Origin of the sequence: Selenomonas sp. oral taxon 892 str. F0426 (assembly GCF_000468035.1) — a bacterium.
In the GTDB taxonomy this organism is placed as follows: Bacteria; Bacillota; Negativicutes; order Selenomonadales; family Selenomonadaceae; genus Centipeda.
Genome location: NZ_KI260535.1, coordinates 97,970 through 119,598, shown reverse-complemented (window position 1 = coordinate 119,598; position 21,629 = coordinate 97,970). Strand labels below are relative to the sequence as shown.

The 21,629-nt window shown below is 55.6% G+C and carries 17 protein-coding genes; 5 read left to right on the top strand and 12 right to left on the bottom strand.

The window, feature by feature from the left end:
• Positions 1 to 8: 8 nt before the first annotated feature.
• Together HMPREF1992_RS04360 and HMPREF1992_RS04355 are read right to left on the bottom strand one after the other, a co-directional pair.
• The gene (locus HMPREF1992_RS04360) at positions 9 to 893 is read right to left on the bottom strand and encodes a branched-chain amino acid ABC transporter permease (protein WP_021684638.1); all 885 of its coding nucleotides are present in this window, start codon (positions 891 to 893) and stop codon (positions 9 to 11) included.
• 70 nt (positions 894 to 963) lie between these two features.
• Entirely contained in the window at positions 964 to 2,136 is a 1,173-nt protein-coding gene (locus HMPREF1992_RS04355) for an ABC transporter substrate-binding protein (RefSeq protein ID WP_021684637.1), read from the bottom strand.
• A 341-nt stretch (positions 2,137 to 2,477) separates the two neighbouring features.
• Between HMPREF1992_RS04355 and HMPREF1992_RS04350 the strand changes: the two genes are divergently transcribed.
• A complete protein-coding gene (locus HMPREF1992_RS04350) occupies positions 2,478 to 3,737 on the top strand; it encodes a diaminopimelate decarboxylase (RefSeq protein WP_037358556.1) in 1,260 nt (419 codons plus the stop codon).
• Between the two features lie 47 nt (positions 3,738 to 3,784).
• On the opposite strand, the gene HMPREF1992_RS04345 is transcribed toward HMPREF1992_RS04350, so the two are convergent.
• The 10 genes from HMPREF1992_RS04345 to HMPREF1992_RS04300 all read right to left on the bottom strand — a co-directional run bounded on the left by HMPREF1992_RS04345 (position 3,785) and on the right by HMPREF1992_RS04300 (position 15,859).
• Positions 3,785 to 4,354, bottom strand: a complete 570-nt coding sequence (locus HMPREF1992_RS04345) for a YSC84-related protein (RefSeq protein ID WP_021684635.1) — start codon at positions 4,352 to 4,354, stop codon at positions 3,785 to 3,787.
• Positions 4,355 to 4,527: 173 nt separating this feature from the next.
• Positions 4,528 to 5,919, bottom strand: coding sequence for a GntP family permease (locus HMPREF1992_RS04340; RefSeq protein WP_021684633.1), 1,392 nt, complete (start codon positions 5,917 to 5,919; stop codon positions 4,528 to 4,530).
• 153 nt (positions 5,920 to 6,072) lie between these two features.
• Positions 6,073 to 6,309 (bottom strand): glutaredoxin domain-containing protein, encoded by a 237-nt coding sequence (locus HMPREF1992_RS04335; RefSeq protein ID WP_021684632.1) that lies wholly within the window; start codon positions 6,307 to 6,309, stop codon positions 6,073 to 6,075.
• A gap of 12 nt (positions 6,310 to 6,321) precedes the next feature.
• Positions 6,322 to 6,552: a glutaredoxin domain-containing protein gene (locus tag HMPREF1992_RS04330; protein ID WP_021684631.1), complete on the bottom strand. Its 231-nt coding sequence runs from the start codon at positions 6,550 to 6,552 to the stop codon at positions 6,322 to 6,324.
• Between the two features lie 301 nt (positions 6,553 to 6,853).
• A complete protein-coding gene (locus HMPREF1992_RS04325; RefSeq protein ID WP_021684630.1) occupies positions 6,854 to 7,786 on the bottom strand; it encodes an NAD(P)/FAD-dependent oxidoreductase in 933 nt (310 codons plus the stop codon).
• Positions 7,787 to 8,117: 331 nt separating this feature from the next.
• Positions 8,118 to 12,908: a TonB-dependent siderophore receptor gene (locus HMPREF1992_RS04320; protein ID WP_021684628.1), complete on the bottom strand. Its 4,791-nt coding sequence runs from the start codon at positions 12,906 to 12,908 to the stop codon at positions 8,118 to 8,120.
• Positions 12,909 to 13,373: 465 nt separating this feature from the next.
• Positions 13,374 to 13,775, bottom strand: a complete 402-nt coding sequence (gene tsaA / locus HMPREF1992_RS04315; RefSeq protein WP_021684627.1) for a tRNA (N6-threonylcarbamoyladenosine(37)-N6)-methyltransferase TrmO — start codon at positions 13,773 to 13,775, stop codon at positions 13,374 to 13,376.
• Positions 13,776 to 13,787: 12 nt separating this feature from the next.
• A complete protein-coding gene (locus tag HMPREF1992_RS04310) occupies positions 13,788 to 14,720 on the bottom strand; it encodes an asparaginase (RefSeq protein ID WP_021684626.1) in 933 nt (310 codons plus the stop codon).
• Positions 14,721 to 14,905: 185 nt separating this feature from the next.
• Positions 14,906 to 15,250, bottom strand: coding sequence for a nitrous oxide-stimulated promoter family protein (locus tag HMPREF1992_RS04305; RefSeq protein ID WP_021684624.1), 345 nt, complete (start codon positions 15,248 to 15,250; stop codon positions 14,906 to 14,908).
• Between the two features lie 45 nt (positions 15,251 to 15,295).
• Complete coding sequence (locus HMPREF1992_RS04300) at positions 15,296 to 15,859, bottom strand: flavodoxin family protein (protein ID WP_021684623.1); 564 nt, start codon at positions 15,857 to 15,859, stop codon at positions 15,296 to 15,298.
• Between the two features lie 242 nt (positions 15,860 to 16,101).
• Between HMPREF1992_RS04300 and pflB the strand changes: the two genes are divergently transcribed.
• The 4 genes from pflB (at position 16,102) to HMPREF1992_RS04280 (ending at position 21,611) form a co-directional block, all read left to right on the top strand.
• Entirely contained in the window at positions 16,102 to 18,354 is a 2,253-nt protein-coding gene (gene pflB, locus HMPREF1992_RS04295) for a formate C-acetyltransferase (protein WP_037358554.1), read from the top strand.
• A complete protein-coding gene (gene pflA / locus HMPREF1992_RS04290) occupies positions 18,341 to 19,108 on the top strand; it encodes a pyruvate formate-lyase-activating protein (RefSeq protein WP_021684620.1) in 768 nt (255 codons plus the stop codon). The genes pflB and pflA overlap by 14 nt, the downstream gene beginning before the upstream one ends.
• Positions 19,109 to 19,608: 500 nt before the next feature.
• A complete protein-coding gene (locus HMPREF1992_RS04285) occupies positions 19,609 to 20,517 on the top strand; it encodes a glycosyltransferase family 2 protein (protein ID WP_021684619.1) in 909 nt (302 codons plus the stop codon).
• On the top strand, positions 20,514 to 21,611 hold the full coding sequence (locus tag HMPREF1992_RS04280) for an FkbM family methyltransferase (protein ID WP_021684618.1): 1,098 nt from the start codon (positions 20,514 to 20,516) through the stop codon (positions 21,609 to 21,611). Before HMPREF1992_RS04285 ends, HMPREF1992_RS04280 begins: the two co-directional genes overlap by 4 nt.
• Positions 21,612 to 21,629: the final 18 nt, after the last annotated feature.

Below are 21,629 nucleotides of genomic sequence, written 5' to 3'. Positions count from 1 at the left end.
AACCCTCCTTAGACCTTTTCCTTGACGTTTTTCCCGAAGATACCTGCGGGTTTGAAGAGCAGGACGAGAATCAGGATGGCGAACGCCGCTGCATCGCGGAACATCGAGAAGCCAAAGCCCGAGATGAACGCCTCAACGATGCCGAGGACAAGTCCGCCGACCACCGCGCCCGGCAGGATGCCGATGCCGCCGAACACCGCCGCAACGAATGCCTTGATGCCGGGCATCAGTCCCATGAGCGGGTCGATCGAGTTGTAGTAGATGCCGATGAGCACGCCCGCGACCGCCGCGAGCGCCGAGCCGATGGCGAACGTGATCGAGATGATGCGGTTCGCGTTGATGCCCATGAGCTGCGCTGCCTCCGTGTCATAGGACGCGGCGCGCATCGCCTTGCCGATCTTGGTCGAGCGCACGATGTAGGTAAGAATGAGCATCAGGATGAAGGTCACGCCCATGATGAGAAGCTGCTGTCCACTGATGATCAGTCCCGCTAGATCAAACGAAATGTCGCTGATCGTTGCGGGGAAGGTACGCGGCGTCGGCGAGACAACCGCCATCATCACGTACTCGAGCAGGAAGGACACACCGATCGCCGTGATGAGCACGGAGATGCGCGGCGCGTGGCGCAGCGGGCGGTAGGCAAAGCGCTCGACGAGGACGCCGAGCAGCGATGTGACCGCCATCGCGATGAGGATTGCAGGCACAACGGGGATGCCAAGCGTGATGGCGTAAAAGCCGAGGTATGCGCCGACCATGTAGATGTCACCGTGCGCGAAGTTGATGAGCTTGATGATGCCGTAGATCATCGTATAGCCGAGAGCAATCAGTGCGTAGATACTGCCCAGCGAAATCCCGTTGATGAGCTGCTGCAGTATCTGGTGCATGAACTCCATAGAAGACCCTCCCTGATGAGAAAAAAGAGCCGCAATCCTGCGGCTCTTTGTGCACTCTTAGCCGAATGTGTTACATGCTCGGCATAATCTTTGCGACGACAACGCGGTCGCCGTCCTTGTTCTCGAGAATGACCGCCTGCTTGATCGGATTGTGCTGCGCATCCATCGTGATCGTGCCCGTACCGACGACGAGGTTCTTTGTCTCCTCGATTGCCTTGCGCAGGGCCTCGGGATCATCCGAGCCAGCGCGCTTCAGTGCATCCACGAGGAGCTTGCCTGCGTCATAGCCAAGTGCGGCGAACACGTTCGGCGCATGGTTGTATTCCTTCTGGAAGGCATCGATGAAGGGGCGCACGGACTCGTCCTTGTCGGAGTAGTGTGTGCTGAAATAGGTGCCATTCAGCGCAGATACACCGGCGAGCTCTGCGACCTTCGGATCGTCCCAGCCGTCCGTGCCGATGATGGGGGCGGTGATGCCGATCTCACGCGCCTGCTTGACGATCTTGCCGACCTCTTCATAGTATGCGGGAACGAAGATGACATCTGCATTTGCCGCACGCAGACGCGTCAGAGTTGCCTTGAAGTCCTGATCCTTTGCAAGGAAAGCCTCGGTCATGAGAACCTGACCGCCGCCCGCCGTAAAGATTTTCTGGAAGACTTCGGCGAGACTCTTGGAGTAGTCCGTGGAATTGTCAATGTAGATGACTGCCGTCTTTGCCTTGAGCGTCTCAAGTGCAAATTTCGCCATGACATCGCCCTGCTGCGGGTCAATGAAGCAGCTGCGGAAGATCCACGGCTTTACGACGCCGTTCTCGACGGTTACGTCAACTGCCGTTGCATCTGGTGCAATGACGGGGACCTTGTTGTCCGTTGCGACCTGTGACTGTGCAATGACGTTGCCTGTTGTCGCAGGGCCGACGATCGCGCGGACGTGATCATCGGAGATCAGCTTCGTTGCCGCATTGACCGACTCAGCTGCCTCGGACTTGTTGTCCGCCTCGATGAGGACGATCTTCTTGCCGTTTACGCCGCCGGCATCGTTTGCCTCCTTGATTGCGAGCTTCAGGCCCTCGAGCGTTGACATGCCGTAGTTCGCCGTGTTGCCCGTCATTTCAAAGTTCGCGCCGATGCGGATCTCGTCGGACTTCGCCTCATTGCCGCCGCAGCCTGTGAGTGCAGCGCCGAGAAGTGCCGTGCCGATGAGTGCGGCGGCGAGACGCAGAGCCTTTCCTCCGAATATCATGAATATACCCCCCTAATCAGTTCCCTATATAGTAAAAAAGATAGGCTCCATTATAGGTGAGAGAAGGCTTTTCGTCAAGGTATACAATTTGATTTCTTCCGTGCGGTGCCGTGCAGATTGACAGAGCCGTTTTGCCGTTGCTATAATAACGGAACCTCATGTTTTGCAAGCCTCCCCCGTCGAAACGGGGGAGGGGGACCGCGAAGCGGTGGTGGGGCGCTTTGAGCAAGGCAGGTATTGCTGTCGTAAGCAAGTCACATCAGATACTGGCGCCTCCATCGGCGGCTATGCTCGCCACTTCCCCCGCATCGGCAGGGGAAACTCATATAGAGGAGGATACCATGAACGAAAAGCTGTTTCCGCTCACGCAGGAAGAAACGCTGCGCCTGATCGAGCGATATCCGACGCCGTTCCACATCTATGACGAGGCGAAGATCCGCGCGAACTTCCGGCGCCTGCGCGATGCCTTTGCGTGGGCGCCGAGCTTCCGCGAGCACTTCGCCGTGAAGGCGCTGCCGAATCCGCGCATCGTGCAGATCCTCCATGAGGAGGGGGCTGGTACGGACTGCAGCAGCATCGCCGAACTCATTATCTCAGAGGCGGCAGGGGTCACGGGCGAGGAGATTCTCCTCACGTCGAACAACACGCCGTATGATGAGTTTCAAAAGGCGATCGCCCTCGGTGCCGTGATCAACCTCGACGATATCACGCACCTCGACTATATGGCAAAGCATGCGGGGCTGCCGGATGTGCTCTCGTTCCGCTACAACCCGGGCGACCTCATTGAGGGCAACGATATCATCGGAAAGCCGATGGAGGCGAAATACGGCCTCACCCGCCCGCAGATGTTCGAGGCATACCGGCGTGCGCAGGAGATGGGCGTGAAGCGGTTTGGGCTGCACACGATGGTCGTTTCCGCCGAGCGGCGTACGGAGGGCTTCCTGCTCACGGCGCGTATCATGTTTGAACTGGCGGTCGAGCTGAAGGAAAAGCTCGGCATTCACGTCGAGTTCGTCAACCTCGGCGGCGGCTTCGGCATTCCGTATCATCCCGAGGAGACCCCGGTGGACTACGCTGCCGTCGGCGCGGGCATCGAGCAGCTCTATAACGAGATTATGATCCCCGCAGGACTCGGAGATGCCGGCATTCGCACCGAGAGCGGGCGTGCCATGACCGGGGATGCGGGCTGGCTCGTCTCCACCGTTCTCCATGAGAAGGACACGTACAAGAAGTACATCGGCCTCGATTCCTGCATGGCGAATCTCATGCGTCCTGCGCTTTACGGCGCGTATCACCACATCACCGTACTCGGCAAGGAGAATGCGCCCGCCGATCACGTCTACGACATCACGGGTTCGCTCTGCGAGAACAACGATAAGTTCGCCATTGACCGCGCTCTGCCGAAGATCGACATCGGCGACATCGTCATCATCCACGATACTGGGGCGCACGGCAGTGCGATGGGCTTCAACTACAACGGCAAGCTCTGGTGTGCCGAACTCCTCCGCCGCACGGACGGGAGCATCGAACTCATTCGACGCGCACAGACACTCGACGACTACTTTGCGACACTGAAATACGAAGGCTCGCTGATGAAATAAAAAATGGGAGCAGTCCAGCACATGGATGCTCCCATTTTCTGTAGAATTTACGAATTGAGTTTTCGGTTTGGATAGATGCTGAGCCCTTTGATCGCAGCGCCGACCGCAAGTCCCTTTGTTGTGACCTGATAGACCCAGATATCCTTGCCGACGATATCCGCGCCCTCGATTGCACCGCCCGAATAGCCGTCTGTCGCGGATACCTCCGCCTCACCGCCGACCTTGAACTTGCCCGAGATGAACGAGTCCCATGCACGCTCTGAGCCGAAGATGAAAATGAGATCGTATTCCTTCACGCCTATTCCGATGCCAAGCTGATATGCCTCCATCTTCATATAGACGCGTGCGCCCGTCGCCTTGTTCACAGCAAGACCTCGGCCGTGCGCACCGCCGAGGAGCCCCAGCTGTGACCCCGTTGCGCTGATCGTCGCGTAGCCGTAGCAGTTCTCGAGCACCTCATGCGCATTCGGTGTGAGCGCATAGAGATTATCGAGCGCCTGCACTTGGAGTTCATTGATCTCCGCACGCTGCTGGTTTGCACTTTTGGCAAACGCCGTGACAGAGAGCGCGAGGAGCAGGGTGAGCGTGAGGGCAATCAGACGTGTTGAGAATTTCATTGTGACCTCCTTGCTGTATTGTGACAAGAAATGGGGGCAGCGGTTTCTCTCATTATATTGTACGGTCTTTTGTCGCAGGTGGCAAGAAAAAGATAGATTGGAATATGGGAAGACTCGCATAAGAAAAGGAGCATTGCGTCGCGCAATGCTCCTTTGTGCATATCCTGATGCCCTTAACCCAGCACCATGCTCAGCAGTGCGATTTCGACGATCGCAGCAATGCCGAGGACGAGGGTGCCCATTGTCTGGACGCGGTAACCCTGATCCGGCGTCAGACCGCTGAACTCAGAGACGACCCAGAAATACGAGTCGTTCGCGTGTGAGACGGTCATTGCACCTGCACCGATTGCCATACATGCGAGCGTTGCCTGTATCGGTGTATTGAAGCCGAGCACCGGGAGCAGGGGGGCGATGATGCCTGCCGTCGTAATCATCGCAACCGTCGAGGAACCCTGTGCTGTCTTGAGCACAGCAGAGAGCAGGAACGGGAAGAAGATCCCGAGACCCCCAAACACATCCGCGTGTGCAGAGATATACCGAACCATATCCGATACTGCGATCACCTTGCCGAGCACGCCGCCCGCCGCCGTGATGAAGAGGATCGGACCGACCGTCATCAGACTGCTGTTGCAGATGTCATAGAACTCGTGCGAGCGATTTACCGAGAACAGCTGGAGCGTAGCAAGCGCCATGCCGACCGCAAGTGCGATGATCGGCGTACCGAGGAAGCGCAGCAGCTCGGGGACGAATCCCGTCAGCCCCAGCATCGCGACCACCGAGGAGATCGCCATAAGCGAGATCGGAATGATGATCGGAGCGAGCGTGCTGAACGCCGAGGGCAGCTTACCGTAGGAATCCATGAGATCGTTGTAGACCTTTGCAACATCCTCCGGATTGACCTCGTCCTTGGACTGGACACGCGAACCGATCCACCGTGCGAAGAAATAGCCGGCGATCAGCGGAAAGATCGAGCAGAGCAGACCGAGACCGATGACCTGCAGGAGATAGTCACCGATGCCGAGCGCGCTTGCCGCTGCAATCGGTCCCGGTGTCGGCGGGATAAAGACGTGCGAGATGAAAAGTCCCGAACTCAGCGCGAATGTCATGGAGACGGCAGAGACGGCAGTGCGGCGTACAAGAGCCTTGCGGATCGGATCGAGAATGACGAAACCAGAGTCGCAGAACACGGGAATCGAAACCACCCAGCCCATGAGCTGAACGGCGAGGACGGGGTTGTCCTTGCCCACGAGGCGGATCATCATATCCGCAAGCTTGAGGGCGCCGCCCGTCTTTTCGAGGATCGTACCAATCATCGCACCGAGGATGATGACAATGCCGATGCTCGTGAATGTCCCCGAGAATCCCTGTCCGACGACAGTGGCGAGACCGTACTGCATTGTGCCGTCTGCCAGCTTATGATCCACGAGCGGAATGCCTGCGAGGAGTCCGAGCCCGAGGGAAACAACCATGATGGAGATAAACGGATGAATGCGCAGCTTTGAGATCATGACGATCATGATGACGATCGCCAGCCAAAACGCGAGGATAAGCGGTAATCCTGTCATGTCAAAACCTCCTTGCGTCGGGGCACGTGTGTAATGATCATGCCCACACAAAAGAAACGTCCCTGCACGACTATTTTAATCCCATTCAAAAATTTTAGCAAGCGGTAACATGAAAAACGGACGCAAATTTTTTGCGTCCGCTTGGATCTTCTCTTATGCCGTGATCCCGAGAATCCGGTCCAGCTTCTCGCGGTCGTAGCTGACGGCGAACTCCCTGCCGTCTGCTGTCGTCACGGGAACGATGATGTCACCGGAGAGGCGGCGGCATTCCTCGCGTGCCGCCTCGTCATGCTCGATGTTGAATTCCTCGTAGGGAATGCCGCGGTATTTGAGGTACTTCTTTACCTTTACACACCACGGACAGACCGTGATGGAGTAGACCTTTACCATAGCCTGTCCTCCTTATGCATCGAGATGGCGGTCGATGGCGGGCTGATCGAAGCCGCGCACATACTCGCCGTTCTCGAAAAGAATGACAGGACACGCGCCCTCGCCCGTGAGCTTTATGAGATCATCGTAGGCAGCAGGCTCCTTTTCGATGTCGCGAACTGTGTATGCGACGCCCTTCTTGTCGAGATACTTCTTTGCCTTCGTGCACCACGGGCACGCGTCGAATGAAAAAACCTGAATCATGGGGATATCCTCCTTATCGTTTGTATCGAATAGTTCGCTACTTCTGAACGCCCCTATCGGCTCACTGCGTTCGCCACTTACTGACCTGTCCGAGAAGCAAGCCCGAAGGGCGCAGCTGAGCGGGTAACAGGTCGTATGGGAAAACCTCCCAAGAACACAAGCCGAAAGGCGAAGTGTGATTGGAAGAGGTTGACCGCTCCCCCGTAGCGACGGGGGAAGCTAATATGCCGTTTTCAAAAGCCTCCCCTGCCACAGCGGGGGAGGGGGACCATGCGCAGCATGGTGGAAGGGGCGCCCCTCATTACTTCTTCAATCCTGCCAGATACTTCTCCGCATGGAGTGCGGCGGTTGTGCCGTCGGCGGCGGCAGTCGTCAGCTGGTGAATCTCCTTGACACGGATGTCGCCCGCGACAAAGACGCCGGGGATCTCCGTGCGGCAGTTCTCATCCGCCGCGATGTAGCCCGCCTCTGTGAGCTTCAGCTGCCCTACAAACAAATCGGTATTCGGTAGAACACCGATGTTGACGAAGATGCTGTCCACGGGCAGCGTCTCCTTTTTGCCCGTGTCCTTGTGCAGGAGATCGACGGACGTGAGCCGATCCTCGCCGTTCAGATGCTCGATCTCCGTCTCGAGCATCACCGTCACCTTTGGATTCGCGTAGAGTGCATCCTGCGAGGACTTGTCTGCACGCAGCTGTGAGCGGTGTATGAGGTAGAGATGCGAAGCGTACTTCGTGAGGAAGTTCGCCGCATCGACTGCTGCGTTGCCGCCGCCCATCACCGAGATCACCTTGTCCTGATACGTGTGCCCGTCGCACAGTTCGCAGTAATGCACACCGCGGTTAAAGTAATGCGGTTCCTGCGGCAGCGGCAGCTTGCGGCGGTTCATGCCCGAGGCGATGATGATGACGGGTGTCTCGTAGATGTACGTCTCCGTCTCGACGATCTTCGGCGTACTCCGGAGGTCGACGCGCTCGATGCGGTCGAACTCGTCAATCTCCGCGCCGAAATTCGTCGCCTGTTTTTCGAGCGTGCCGATCAGCTCCATCCCGCTCACGCGTTCGAAGCCTGGATAGTTCTCGATGTCTGCCGCCGTTGCGATCTGCCCGCCGACGAGCGAGTTCTCGAGCACGAGTGTGCGGAGGTTCATGCGCCCTGCGTAGAGTGCGGCGGTCAGTCCCGCCATGCCCGCACCGATGATGACGACATCCTTTTGAATATGTTCCTTTGCCATGGATTCATCTCCTTTATCTGCTCCTTCATACAGATGAATGGAGCGATATCTGACTCTTTTATAGGTGTTTTGACCTTTTGATTTATTATAACACATCTGTCAAGAGATTTTTGATATCTATGGATAAAAATTATGAAGAAAATGGGCACAAAAATAGCCCACACTCCACTGTGGACTATCTTTGCTGTGTATTATATTTTAGGAGAGCTTTGGAAACATCCGAAGACATTCCCTAACGAAAGCCTGAATAGAATATAGCACATCTGAGAACGAAAATCAATAGGTTTTTGAGAAAAATTTTCAGGGAAATGTGGAGTGCGAAAAATTTTTCTTAGAACCGATAGGTGAGACGCATACTTGTGTAGTTGCCAAGCGAGAAATGTTCGCTTCCATAAAGGGTATCACGGGTGTTGATGCCCTTTGCATCAAACGTGTAGAATAGCTCCACCAACAGGTTCTTTACAGGGACGTAGCCTGCACCAAAACTGAAGCTGCGGATGCCGTCGAGGTAGCGATCCGGGAGGTAGCCCGTGCCGTTTCCACCGAAGAACGAGCCATGCTCGAAATGCTTGTAGTCAGCAAATACGTTCCAGCTTCCCTTGACATCCATATCGCTTCGGCCAATGTCAAAGCGCATTGTCCAGAAATGTGGTGTACCGCCGTTTGCGTGCCCCTTGATATTGAATCGATCTGTTCCGGATATATGCTCGTAGATTGTGTGACCGTTCATGTGCCGCGCAAAGTTTGTGCGGTTCTGTCCATAGTCAAACGAGACAGCAGCATTGCTGCCAATCTTCCAGCGTGCGCCGACACCGATGACGCTCGCAAGCTTGTCGAACGCATAGGAGTCGTTGCTTGTACCGTTGGCGTAGTCCGCGTGGAATGTCCGGTTGCCCGTCGAACCGAGATACCAGAGGGAGAGGCCGACATTCGGGGTGAGTGCGTGCTTCGTCTGCACAAAGAACGCTCTTTCGAGGGATGGAATACGGTCACTCTGCAGGACGGTTCCTTCTTCGCGGATGGGGGTTCCGGTATACTTTGCAAGAGCGTCGCGGGGCAGGGCACTTGCGTACTCTGTCCAGTACAGACGCTTGCCAAGTGCATTGAAGAACGATGTGATGGATTTCGGGTAGTTGTATGTTCCCGGGAGCGCATCGTCCGTTGTTTCACTGACAAAGTTGTCGTTGAACAGTGCATTGTAAACGTCGTTCTCGGATGTGGTGAGTGTGATGTTTGTCGCGCCGGTGCCGGCATTCGCCTTGGCGATGTTTTCATACATCGTCATCACCTTCGCCTTGTTTGCAGACCACCATGCCTGCATCGCCGCAGAGCCATCTCCATCGAGGACGCCCGGATAGTCCGCCATCGCCATGTAGAAGTTTTCCTTGTCTTCCGGATGGTCGAATCCCCAGACGAGCGTGTCAAAGGAGCCGATGGTTCCTGTCTGAAGGGTGTTGCTCGCATCGAGGTACTGATAGTTGACAGCAGCGGGGGCGTTCATTTGCATCTGCTCGGTCTTGTCCTGTTCATTTTCTCGCAGCAGCCCCTTGCCATATGCAGCAGTCGCGATGTCGTACATCCGCTTCACGATGGCCGCTTGCTCCGCGACGCTTGCGCCTCGCTCCTTTGCCGCCGTCAGCTGCTGATAGAAGTTCATCTTGTCGTTCGCATCTGCAACGGGGGCGGGGGTATCAAATGTACTTCCGAATGTAGAGCGGTTCAGTCCGATGAACTCAGCGATGGTCGGCGGGCGGTAGAAGACGGCGTGCGTCGCATGGGTGTAGGCGGAGTCCGATATACCTGTGCTGTGTTTGAACGTACCGTAGCCGAGACGCACCTGCGTGTGGTCGTTTGTCCATGCGGCGCGGATCCCGTCGAAGTCCTTGCCGAAGAAGTAACCCGTGACGCCCATGCGCTCCTGCAGACGCCCGAGGGAGATGTCAAACAATCCCTCGTGATAGGTCACGTCCAGGTTGTTGATTCTGAGGTTGTTGAGACCATGCGAGGAGGCGGTTGTTGTCCTCGTATCCACACCGTCCTTACCTGATGCAGAAGCAAGAATGGTGGCATTCAGGTGCTCGTTCAGACGAGCATCCACGCCGAGGCGTAAACGCTGTGAGAAGCCGTGGTCAGAGCTGTCCCGCATGTTTCGCTCGGCAGAGCCGACAGAGGAGTTGTCCGTCATCTTGAGGGGAGGGCGGTTCGTACCGCCGTGTGCATCCCACTCCATCGCATAGTCGCCGAGGAAGCGAATCTCTTGCTCTTTCTTTGTGTCAAAGATGGGGCTGAGGAATGCCTCGATAGAGTTCTTTGCATAGCTGCCGATGGACTGTGCGAAGAAGTCCGTTGCCGTTTCCGCATTGCGTGCCGCACGCGCCGCCTTTTCCTCCTCTGTGAGGGGGACCTTCGGCTGCGTGTTGCTGTCCGGACCGAACTTGAAGTTGACGCCGAGGCGGTAGACGCGCGCCTGCTGTGCGCGGTCATCATCGCGATGATTGAAGATGTTGTCAACGCCGATGTATGCCATTGCATCCTCGCCGAACTTCTGCTGCAGCATGAGGTTCCAGATGCCGAATGTCTTGCGCTGGTAGCGCTGCGCACCCGACTTTGCATATTTGTTCTCGAAGATGTAGCCGCCCTGCATATCGCTGTCCATCGTCATGTAGTTTGCGTTGCCCGTGACAGAGTTGCTGTCGAGCATGTGGATGTAGTAGTCACCCCACAGAGATGCACGGAATCCGCTGGCTTTGTTTTCGTAGTCGATGCCGATGTCGACCTTGTGCTTCGGCTTGTCGAGGAGCTGGCGCGGCATGTTCGGATCGCTCTTATTGATGGCATGCAGGTAGGTATAGCCGAGCTTGCCCGACCAATGCTTGTCGAGTCTCTGCTTGACCTCCATTTCCAGACCCGTGACCTGTGCCTTGCCAATGTTCTTAAAGCTGTAGAGCATATCGGGCGGATAGCCGAGCTTCTCCGCCGTCTTGAGATTCGGGTGGAAGTCAATGTTGTAGCCCGTGTAATAGGTGGTCATGTAGTTGCGAATCGTATTGCGGAAAAGATTCAGCCGCATGGTGGTCTTCTTCGTTTCGCCCTCGATGCCAACGTCGAAGTTGACGGACTTTTCGGGCTTCAGGTTTGGATTACCTGTCCAGTACCAGCCGAGACGTGCGCGGTCCTGGTCGACGGGGCTGCCGCCGTACATTTCCCAGTTATAGTAGAGCTCTCCCATACCGGGTTCCGTATAGCCGGTACCGAGATTTGTCTTGAAGCGCAGATGAGGATTGCCCTTGATGATGTTGCGCGTGAGACCGAGATTTGCTGTAACATGCGTGCCGAAGAGACTGCTGTGGTCAAGGCGCAGGATGGGATAGAAAATCGTGTCGTTGTCCATCATCCACATATCGCCGAGGACGAAGTGGTATTTGTTGATCGTTGCTTCGCCAACGATGACCTGATTCTTCAGAGAGTCCTGAATCTCACGGAAGAGCTTACCGTTCAGCGTATAGTTAAAGATCTTGTTGGGATCGCTGTAGTAGGAAAGCCCATCGAAATCACGGTTCCACCCGATGAGATTGTCCGCATTCTCGGTGCCGACCTTGCTGTTGAACGCGTCATATCGTGCCCGTGCCCCATCGGCATCGATGGCGTCCAGGGTCGAGTAGAAGTTTTTCGCACCGTTGTTGGAATACCGCAGATAGTCCTCGTAGGTGAACTCCGGTCGGTACGAGTTCGGATCACTGCTGTTATAACCGTAGAGCTCGTTGTCCGTGTCCCAGCGCAGCCCACGCTCAGTATCAGGCAGGAGTTTGTGCGCGTGGATGAAAGAGGCGACATCGCCCTTTTTCAATCCGTAATCCTTGGCATCGCGCTGTACGACGAGCAGACTTTTGTCGTAGTCCCACGGGTCAATCTTGCGCAGATAGGTTTTTGGGGCACTCTTGAGGCGGCTGCCAGAACCATGCTCACGAGCATAACCGATGTTGTAGGTGAGAAGGTGCTTGTCATTCAGCTGAGTATTGAATGTCGCGTCAATGTTTGTCTGCGCATGGTCGACATTGTCGATGTAGTTCAGCATGTTCTTCCCGGTGTAGGAAGAACGGCCGTAGTTGCTGGTCAGTGTGAGATCATCCTCGAGGAGGCGTGTGTGGTTGATCTCGATGTTCCAGTCCGTATCCTTGTTGCGTCCGTTCCAGCCGACGTTGTAGGTGTTGCGCCCCGACTTGCGGCTGTAGTGCTGCTGCGGCTCCATCAAGGAATCTGTTCGCTTGACATAGCGGTTCAGATCCTCTGTATACCGCTCCAGACGGAAGTTGAACGTATTGTTCTTGTTCGCTTCATAGCTGCCGATCAGACCGATATTTGTCGCCTCTCCGTAATAGCGCAGGCTATTGTCCTCAAAGTCCGTGACATAGCTTGAGAGTCCTGTACTGATGCGCGCTTCGTCCGCATAGACGGGCATGATGTCGCGCTTGCTCCCGTAGATGCCGAGCTGCACCTTGCCCATTGCGCCTGAATCCGCGCGCAGGAAAAGGTTACGGTAGGGGAAGAGCTCGTTCTTCTCCGCCGTTCTTCCCTCCGCATTAAACTGTACCGAGGGCTGATCGCCTGCCTTCTTTGTGATGATGTTCACCACACCGCCGATCGCGTCCGAGCCATACTTCGCGCTTGCCGCACCCTGAATGATCTCGATGCGCTCGACGTTCTCTGTGCCGAGGCGCATAACCTCGTCTGCCGCGCCGTAATACTTGGCAAAGTCGCCCATGACGGGCTGTCCATCTACAAGGATCAGCGTGTGACGCGGCTCTGCACCGCGGATCGAGACACCGACGCGTCCCATCGCATCCACCGTGCGCGAGACGCCCGTCTCGCTGAAGATGATGTCCTCAACGGATTTCGCCTGTTTCTTCTCGATGTCCTCTTTCGTGATGATGGTCTTCTGCTGGGACTCCATCTTTGCATCTTCCTGCGCGGCATCCACCTCCACGTGAATGTCCGCAGTAGAGACTTTGCCTCCTCCCTGTGTCCCATCATCTGCCCATGCCGTATAGGCGGGCAGGGTGAGTCCTGCCAAAATCGCATAGGTGAGCATACGCAGCGAGCGCTTACGCTGTTTCCTCGTCATGAGATCCTCCTTAATACAATGACTGATGTGCTCCGATCCCTCGGAACGCCTTCGCGCGTACTTCAATACGTATGAGTGAAAAGTTCCTCATTTTTAATGAGTTAGATGAAAAAGATAATCGTATTAAGTCGACGCATGGAGTATTATAATGGTGAATGGGATTCATTACAAGTACCCCGCCGAATGCTTTTAGAAATTTCTTTCCTAATGAAACAGACAAAATGAATTTTACATCAAAAACGGGGCTGTTGCACGAATCTAGAAAACTTCGTGCAACAGCCCTTGTCTATGGCAGCGGTATCGCTACAAGCGCCCCTTCCACCGCTTACGCGGTCCCCCTCCCCCGTGTCGCACGGGGGAGGCTAGGATTATGGCATCTTAGCTTCCCCCGTCAGAGCGGGGGAAGTGGCGAGTGCAGCGAGCCGATAGGGGCGTTCGTGCAACAGCCCCGCTATTATGCGAGATTTATAATATTGCTATGGCATCCATCTTCGTATATGGTTTGATATCGATGATGGAGCTGCCATCGAGGGCATCGAGTCCCTTCACGCGGAGGATGTTTCCCTCGCGTGCGATGAGTTCGGCGATGCAGAGGGAGAGGGGGTTCGGACGGCCGGGCGAGCGGCTCGCAAAGACACCGTGAATCTCTTTCGAGGCGGGGGGGATGGTCTTGAGGAGGTCGCGTTTGGCCAAATGTGCCCAGTAGAGGACGATGAGGTGTTTGTTCTGCTCGATTTTTAGCAGTCCGTCCGTAAAGGCAGGGTGAATCTCGATCTCTGAGACCTCCTCGCTCATGCGTCCCTGCCGCGGGATGTCTGTAAGGTTCTTGTAGTCGTTATGAACAACGCCAATTTCTTGAAGCTGCATTGTATCCTCCTTTTATGTGAGTGACTTTAGCGTCTCGCCTTCTGGTATATTTGCAAGCAGCTGCATCAGCCGCACGTAGAGTGCCTCGATGGGGAGCGTACCGCCCGAGAGTACGCCCAGCTCTGCCGCACGGACGCCTACCTCGTAGTGCGAGAGATCCGCACCGTCATAGATGCACTGTGTCGTGAGGACGACAGTACAGGCACGTGTCTTTGCGCGGTCGAGTGAGGGCAGAAAGCTCTCCTGTGCATCGTCGCCGGGGACACTGCCGCATCCGTATCCCTCGAGGATGATGCCGCGATAGCCCGAGGCGATGTGTGCGTCGATCGTGATGGGCTTCATGCCGGGGTAGAGGCGTATGACGGCGACGCGCTCGTCGAGTGCATCATGCAGACGAAAGGGCGCAGAAGGTGTTGAGGGGGCTGTGAGGTCAATCTCCGCGCGCCCGATGCTGCGAAAGGCATCATCCGCAAGCGAATACATTTTCTTTGCAGCGTTGCCGTGGATGAGCCGTCCGCCGAACGCGAGACAGACGCCCGCAAAGCCGCTGCATGCCGCCTCATACGCGAGACGCAGATTCGCCTGTGCATCCGAGTCCTCTGTGCCGAGCGGACGCTGCGCCCCGGTGATGACAACGGGGCGGTCGATATGCTCGAGCATATAGTAGAGTGCGGCAGAGGTATATGCCATCGTGTCCGTGCCATGCGTGACGATGAAGCCGTCGTATGCGGTGCGGACCTCTGCAATTTTGCGTGCCATTGTCTGCCAGTGGGAGGGGGCGATGTTGGTGGAGTCGAGCGAGAGGAGGTCAATGACCTCGATGGCGGCGTCCACGGCGCCGATGGCGGCGCGCACATCTTCGCCGGAGAGGGCGGGACGCAGACCATGCGCCGTTTTCCGTGAGGCAATCGTGCCGCCCGTGGCGATGAGGAGTATGTTTTTCATGGATGCTGTCCTTTCTTTTCACGTCGGCGTGCGCAAGGAGTCGCTGATAAAATGAAGTCCGTCAGATTGGTGCAGAATTTTTGTCCTGCCAAGGAAACAAACCGGACGCATAGCCGCTGTGCTATGTGGAGGATTTGTTGACACAGACAGGGCGAAAAGGATGCGCCAAGATGGCGGTGCTGAATTTATCCGCGACTCCTTAGGTCAATCCAGATATGATGCAGGGTCATGATGGGGCGATGGAGGAGCATGCGCGGCCCGCTCCAGCGCATGACGGCGCGCACCTGCTCGCGCATATCGCGGCTGTAGCAGTGGACGGGGCACGCGGAGCAGAAGGATTTCACATCCATGCGCGGGCAGCGGATGATGCGGTCGCGTGCGTAGTCGAGGAGACGGCGGCAGTCAGGGCAGAGCGCAGGCGCAGCGTCAGCCGCAGGGGTGCGGTTGGTGTGTCCCTGACCGCGGCAGTAGATAGCGATCATCTCCGACATCACGTCGGCTTCCATCGCGCGTTTCTTTTCGGTGTCCATGCGAGTCTCTTTTCTAATGAGAAAGACGATAATCTGTGCAATATATCATGTGTGTATAGAGCGTGTTTTTTTCTCCGCTTGTGCCTGTCGGAATTTTTCGAGCAGATCAAGCTTGTGCTCCATCTTGTGCACGAATTCGCGTGCGGCGGCACGGTCGTCCTCGTTCGGGTGATCGGCAGCGCGCTGCCAACGCTCCTGCGCCTCGGGGCTGTTGTGCGTATCATCAGGATCGGATTTTTTGCGGCGGGCGATGAGGGCGGGGGCGAGTTTTCCCTGCGCGGAGAAGGTGCCGAGGATCTCGCAGCCCGCGCCGAGAAGGTAACCGGCGCGCGCGAACGAGGTGACGGCGTGCTCGGAGCCGACATCTGTGCCGTGTGTCTGGAAGAGCACGGTGCGTGCATTCGTGACCTTTGGCAGATATGCCTTCATGAGATCATCGGGACCGCCGCGCCGCAGCCAGTAGCCAAGTGCGACGACCTCATACGCAGAGAGGTCTGTCGGTGCATCCTGCACGCGGTAGAGGTCACCGCCCGCGGTGTTTGCAATCTCCTCAGCAATCGCCTTCGTGTTGCCTGTGGTGGATGAGTAGATAACGGCCCATTTTCTCATGTGCTATACGCTCCTTTGCAGATACGGTATGTTCTTTGCTCATTACATCACATTTCCGCACGGTACGCAAGTGCATTGGTCACAGAGAGCTGTGATCCTGTTGGGAAAAGGCATAAAGATAAAGTATGGCGTAATGAAAAATATTGATAGTGTTTATTTTGAAGGAACTGTTGTAAAATGAACACAATTCAAGTATGATGGGAATATCAATAGGGCAAATATTGAATAATAGGAGGTATACGATGCTGCAAAGCAAGAGCTGGAACGGTTTTGAAGGGGGCGTCTGGCAGGAGGAGGTCAATGTTCGCGACTTCATCCAGCGGAACTATACCCAGTACGATGGCGATGAGGCGTTCCTCGCGCCGCCGACGGATGCGACGAATCGCCTATGGGAGCGCGTGCAGGAGCTGCAGAGAGCGGAGCGCGCAAAGGGCGGTGTGCTCGAAATGGAGACGGAGATCGTCTCTGGGCTGACTGCGTACGGACCGGGGTATATCGACCCGGAGCACAAGGAACTCGAGAAGGTGGTCGGTCTCCAGACAGACAAGCCTCTCAAGCAGGCATTCATGCCGTACGGCGGCATCCGCATGGCGGAGGAAGCCTTGGAGAACTACGGCTACAAGGTGAACCCGAAGCTTCATGAGATCTTTACGAAATACCACAAGACGCACAATGCAGCGGTGTTTGACGCATATACGGATGAGATCCGCACGGCACGCCGCAGCCACATCATCACGGGGCTGCCGGACACCTACGGGCGCGGGCGCATCGTGGGCGACTATCGGCGTGTGGCGCTCTACGGTATCGATCAGCTGATCGCATTCAAGAAGGAAGACCTTGCGACGGTCGGCGGTGACGGTGTTATGACGAACGACGTCATCCAGCAGCGGGAGGAGCTCTCCGAGCAGATCCGTGCCTTGAGGGGCATGAAGGAGATGGCGGCGCTCTACGGCTTTGACATCTCGGCGCCGGCGAAGGATGCGCGTGAGGCGGTGCAGTGGCTCTATTTCGGCTACCTCGCGGCGATCAAGACGCAGAACGGCGCAGCGATGAGCGTCGGGCGTATCTCGACCTTCCTCGACATCTACATCCAGCGCGACCTCGAGAATGGTACACTCACGGAGTCGGAGGCACAGGAACTGATCGATCACATCGTGCTGAAATTCCGCATGGTGAAGTTTGCGCGTATCACGGCCTACAATGAGCTCTTCTCTGGCGATCCAATCTGGGCGACGCTTGAGATGGCAGGCATCGGCATGGACGGTCGCCACATGGTGACGAAGAATGATTTCCGCTTCCTCCACACACTTGAGAATATGGGACCGTCTCCCGAACCAAACCTCACGGTGCTCTACTCCTCGAGGCTGCCGGAGACGTTCAAGGAGTATGCCGCACGTATCTCCATCCGCACGAGTTCGATCCAGTACGAGAACGATGATGTGATGAAGCCTGTGTGGGGCGATGATTACTCCATCTGCTGCTGTGTCTCGGCGACTCAGACGGGCAAGGAGATGCAGTTCTTCGGCGCGCGTGCAAATCTCGCGAAGTGTCTCCTGTACGCGATCAACGGCGGCGTCGACGAGAGGCTCGGCGAGCAGATCGGGCCTGCCTACCGCCCCGTCAGTACGGAATATCTCGAGTACGATGATGTGATCGAGAAGTTTGACCGCATGATGGACTGGCTCGCACAGATCTATGTCAATGCGCTGAACATCATCCAGTACATGCATGACCGCTACTACTATGAAGCGGCTGAGATGGCGCTCATCGACACGGATGTGCGCCGGACATTCGCGACGGGGATTGCTGGATTCTCGCACGTCATTGACTCGCTCTGCGCGATCAAGTATGCAAAGGTAAAGCCAATCTACAAGGATGGTATCGTCGCCGACTACGATGTTACGGGCGACTTCCCGCGCTATGGCAATGACGATGACCGTGCGGACGAGATCGGAAAGTGGGTGCTCAAGACCTTCCTCGCGAAGATCAAGTCGCGTCACACCTATCGCAACTCGGAGGCAACGACCTCGATCCTCACGATTACCTCGAATGTGGTCTACGGGAAATACACGGGGGCCATGCCGGACGGCCGTCCCGCATGGATGCCGCTGGCGCCGGGAGCAAACCCAAGCTACGGGGCGGAGTGCTGCGGCCTGCTCGCCTCTCTGAACTCGGTGGCAAAGATTCCCTACCACTGGGCACTCGATGGCATTTCAAACACGCAGAGTATGAATCCCGCTGCCCTCGGACATGATGAGAACGAGCGCGTGCAGAATCTCGTGAGCGCGATGGACGGATATTTCGATCAGGGCGCACATCATCTGAATGTGAATGTGTTCAACCGTGAGCTGCTCGAGCATATCATGGAGCATCCCGAGGATCCTGCCTACGCGAACTTTACCATCCGTGTATCTGGCTATGCGGTCAAGTTCATCAGCCTGACGCGCGAACAGCAGCAGGACGTGATCTCGCGCACCTTCCATGGCCACATGTAAGGGCATCAAAGGGCGCATCAATGCAATAGAGAGCTTCGGCTCGGTCGACGGCCCGGGTATCCGGTTCGTCGTCTTTGTGCAGGGCTGCCGCTATCGCTGTCAGTACTGCCACAACCCGGAGACCTGGGCGCAGGAGGGCGGCTACGAAGCAACGGCGGAGGAGATCTTTCGCCAGGCACTGCGTTATCGTCCCTACTGGAAAAAGACGGGCGGCATCACGGTAAGCGGCGGCGAACCGCTGCTCCAGCTTGAATTTGTGACGGAACTCTTTCGCCTTGCGAAGGCAAAGGATGTGAACACCGCCATTGATACAGCGGGCGAGCCGTTCACCTTCGATGAGCCGTTCTTCAGCGCCTTTGAGCGACTTTTGCCGTTCGTGGATTTGTTTCTGCTCGATCTTAAGCAGATGGATGATGAAAAGCATCGGGCGCTGACAGGCGTCTCGAACGAGAGTGCACTTGCTCTCGCACGTTTTCTCTCAGAGCACGGCAAGCGGATGTGGATCCGCCATGTGCTCGTGCCGGGGTGGACGACGGAAGAGGACGACCTCAGGTGGCTCTCGGACTTTATCGCGGAACTGGACACGGTCGAGCGCGTGGAGGTGCTGCCCTATCACGCGATGGCACTCCACAAGTACGAGGAACTACGCCTGCCGTATCGGCTCGGGGATACACCCGCGCCGACGGCAGAGGAGCTTGCGCGCGCGGAGAAGATCCTGCGCGTGGGGGAGTATGCGGGGGATTTGAAAAAATAAAATAAGGGCTGATGTACGATTGCTTTCGTACATCAGCCCTTTGCAGTTAGGATGGCAGCTTGCCGTTCAAAGCGCCCCTTCAAGTGCTTGCTGACCTAGCCAGGAAACAAGCCCGTAGGGCGTAGTTGATTGGGGAACAGGTCGCATGCGAAAACATTTCAAGAACACAAGCGTTAGCGAAGTGTGATTGGATGACATTGACCGCTTGCGGTCTACACGTCTTGTGCCAGGATCCTCCTCCGTTTCGACGGGAGAGGCTGTGGGGCGGATATATTGACGTGCCTGTCCGCGCTCATAGACGTTTAGAGGTTTTAATGTACGGTCTTTTGTGCTAGAATATGTGTGAGGCATACAGAACCTCATGGCGGTGTTTGAACAAAGTTATTTTACTGGATTGATTCTGTATGTTCTTCTTTTATGTGTCCGATTTCGTTTTACAATGAACCGCCGGAACACTACGGTAATTGCGGCGTTATACCATGGAAGGTGTGAGGTTATAGATGGCGACGAAAGTCAGTGTAATCATGCTGACATATAACCGCGAAATGTTTGTTGGGCATATGATCGAATGTATTCTCGCCCAGACATTTCGTGATTTTGAGTTCATTATCGTAGATAACGGAGCGACAGATCGTTCCGGTGTGATTGCTGACGAATACGCTGCGCAGGACTCCAGAATCCGCGTCATTCATCGGGAACGCGGCAATATCGGTTCCGGACGCAATGCGGGTCTAAATGCGGCAACGGGCGATTATATCGCGTTTGTTGACGACGACGACAGCTGTACGCCAGATTTTTTGGAGTTCCTTTACACCCTCGCGGTTGAAAACGATGCGGAGATCAGTATCTGCGGGGCGACGGACAAGGCGTTTGATGAAAAGTGCATCATGACTGCCGAGGAAGCCTTGATTGAACTCATGTGGCGCAAGAAGTATAATATGGCGTTCCCAACCAAGCTGTACCGGCGTAACATTGCCGCAAACCTGCGCTTTCCGGAGGATGGCACATACGATGATATTGCGTTGATGTACCGCTTGCTGGCACTCCCGCAGCGGGTTGCCTATCACGGACAGCCGAAATACACGTTCAATCGGCACGGAGGAAATCATTCCGCATGGACCACGAACTATCATCTGCTCACACCTCAGACGCTTGATGAATATCTCCGTACCTATCGGGAGCGCACGGCCTGGCTGAGCGGTCTGTTTCCGAACAGTGCAGCGGCATTTCGGTATTTTGAATGGTCATTTATGATTTCCATGGTGGACAAGATCCATTGTTTTGGGGTGTCAAATTGTACTGAGCAGCTTCATGCCATGATTCATGCGCTGCAGTCATGTCGGGAAGAATTTTTACATAGCGATTTCATACTTGACTTTGAAAAGGAATGGGTGGAAAGATACCTATGAGTAAATTTCGCGAACGGTTCTCCCATATACGCGCACAATGTGAAAGCGCAGCGTTTCGCTCAGACATCCGGCATCTGCGGGATAAATTTCACGGCAGTCCCCTTGTTTTGTACGGAGCGGGCGATCTCGGCGCACGTACCGCCAAATGGCTTTTTCGGAGCGGCATCCATCCAGTGTGTTTCTGTGACCGCAGCGGGGGCGGACTCCACAGAGAGACCGCACTGCCGATCATGTCTCCGAAAGATTTGTTGTCGCATTACAAAGGTGCAAATATACTGGTATGCTCGATCGCGCATGCGCATGATATTCGACAGAATCTGCTCTTGTCGGGCATATCGGAGGAACGCATTTTCTTCGTAGAAAACTTGCCGATCCCTGCAATGACGATCGAAGACTTCTTGCCACATGTAGAAGGATATGAGTGGGCGTATCATTTTTTTGCGGATGATATTTCCAAAGAGATCATATGCAACCGCGTGGAAGGATATTTGCTGTCCGCGCCGCTCCGGCCGTCTCAGGGCGTAGAATATTTTGATCGTTCGGCGGGGGTCGTGTTGGGCAGCGAGGAAGTCTTTGTGGACGGGGGTATGTTCGATGGCGATACAGCGATGGCGTTCGTTCGTCAGACGAAGGGGATTTTCCGACACTATTACGGTTTTGAAATCGATGACACCAACTATGAAAAAGCCGTCCAAAACCTCGCAGGCATGGAACATATGACTTTGGTGCAAAAAGGTCTGTGGTCTGGCGAAGCCGAGCGTCACTATCATACGAATCTGCTCGCAAGTTCAAAGCTTTCCGAATCAGGTGACGGCATGATACAGGTGACAAGTCTGGATCATTTTTTTGCAGATTTGCCCGATCAACCGACATTGATCAAGCTGGATATTGAAGGTGCGGAGAAAGAGGCTCTTCTTGGTGCGGAAAACGTTATCAAGAGTATTCGACCGAAACTGGCGATTTGTGCTTATCACAAACCGGAGGACATCTACAGTTTGCCGCAATTACTGACAAGCTATGAAGTGGGCTATCAATTTGCACTGCGTCATTACAGTGACAACTTGCTGGACACGGTGCTGTACGCCGTGCAATAGCGCGTGTGGAGCGTGTTG

What these genes read in the sequence shown, in the direction of transcription:
- HMPREF1992_RS04360 (WP_021684638.1), bottom strand. Translation starts at nt 893, where the DNA reads ATGGAGTTCATGCACCAGATACTGCAGCAGCTCATCAACGGGATTTCG.
- HMPREF1992_RS04355 (WP_021684637.1), bottom strand. Translation starts at nt 2,136, where the DNA reads ATGATATTCGGAGGAAAGGCTCTGCGTCTCGCCGCCGCACTCATCGGC.
- HMPREF1992_RS04350 (WP_037358556.1), top strand. Translation starts at nt 2,478, where the DNA reads ATGAACGAAAAGCTGTTTCCGCTCACGCAGGAAGAAACGCTGCGCCTG.
- HMPREF1992_RS04345 (WP_021684635.1), bottom strand. Translation starts at nt 4,354, where the DNA reads ATGAAATTCTCAACACGTCTGATTGCCCTCACGCTCACCCTGCTCCTC.
- HMPREF1992_RS04340 (WP_021684633.1), bottom strand. Translation starts at nt 5,919, where the DNA reads ATGACAGGATTACCGCTTATCCTCGCGTTTTGGCTGGCGATCGTCATC.
- HMPREF1992_RS04335 (WP_021684632.1), bottom strand. Translation starts at nt 6,309, where the DNA reads ATGGTAAAGGTCTACTCCATCACGGTCTGTCCGTGGTGTGTAAAGGTA.
- HMPREF1992_RS04330 (WP_021684631.1), bottom strand. Translation starts at nt 6,552, where the DNA reads ATGATTCAGGTTTTTTCATTCGACGCGTGCCCGTGGTGCACGAAGGCA.
- HMPREF1992_RS04325 (WP_021684630.1), bottom strand. Translation starts at nt 7,786, where the DNA reads ATGGCAAAGGAACATATTCAAAAGGATGTCGTCATCATCGGTGCGGGC.
- HMPREF1992_RS04320 (WP_021684628.1), bottom strand. Translation starts at nt 12,908, where the DNA reads ATGACGAGGAAACAGCGTAAGCGCTCGCTGCGTATGCTCACCTATGCG.
- tsaA (WP_021684627.1), bottom strand. Translation starts at nt 13,775, where the DNA reads ATGCAGCTTCAAGAAATTGGCGTTGTTCATAACGACTACAAGAACCTT.
- HMPREF1992_RS04310 (WP_021684626.1), bottom strand. Translation starts at nt 14,720, where the DNA reads ATGAAAAACATACTCCTCATCGCCACGGGCGGCACGATTGCCTCACGG.
- HMPREF1992_RS04305 (WP_021684624.1), bottom strand. Translation starts at nt 15,250, where the DNA reads ATGGACACCGAAAAGAAACGCGCGATGGAAGCCGACGTGATGTCGGAG.
- HMPREF1992_RS04300 (WP_021684623.1), bottom strand. Translation starts at nt 15,859, where the DNA reads ATGAGAAAATGGGCCGTTATCTACTCATCCACCACAGGCAACACGAAG.
- pflB (WP_037358554.1), top strand. Translation starts at nt 16,102, where the DNA reads ATGCTGCAAAGCAAGAGCTGGAACGGTTTTGAAGGGGGCGTCTGGCAG.
- pflA (WP_021684620.1), top strand. Translation starts at nt 18,341, where the DNA reads ATGGCCACATGTAAGGGCATCAAAGGGCGCATCAATGCAATAGAGAGC.
- HMPREF1992_RS04285 (WP_021684619.1), top strand. Translation starts at nt 19,609, where the DNA reads ATGGCGACGAAAGTCAGTGTAATCATGCTGACATATAACCGCGAAATG.
- HMPREF1992_RS04280 (WP_021684618.1), top strand. Translation starts at nt 20,514, where the DNA reads ATGAGTAAATTTCGCGAACGGTTCTCCCATATACGCGCACAATGTGAA.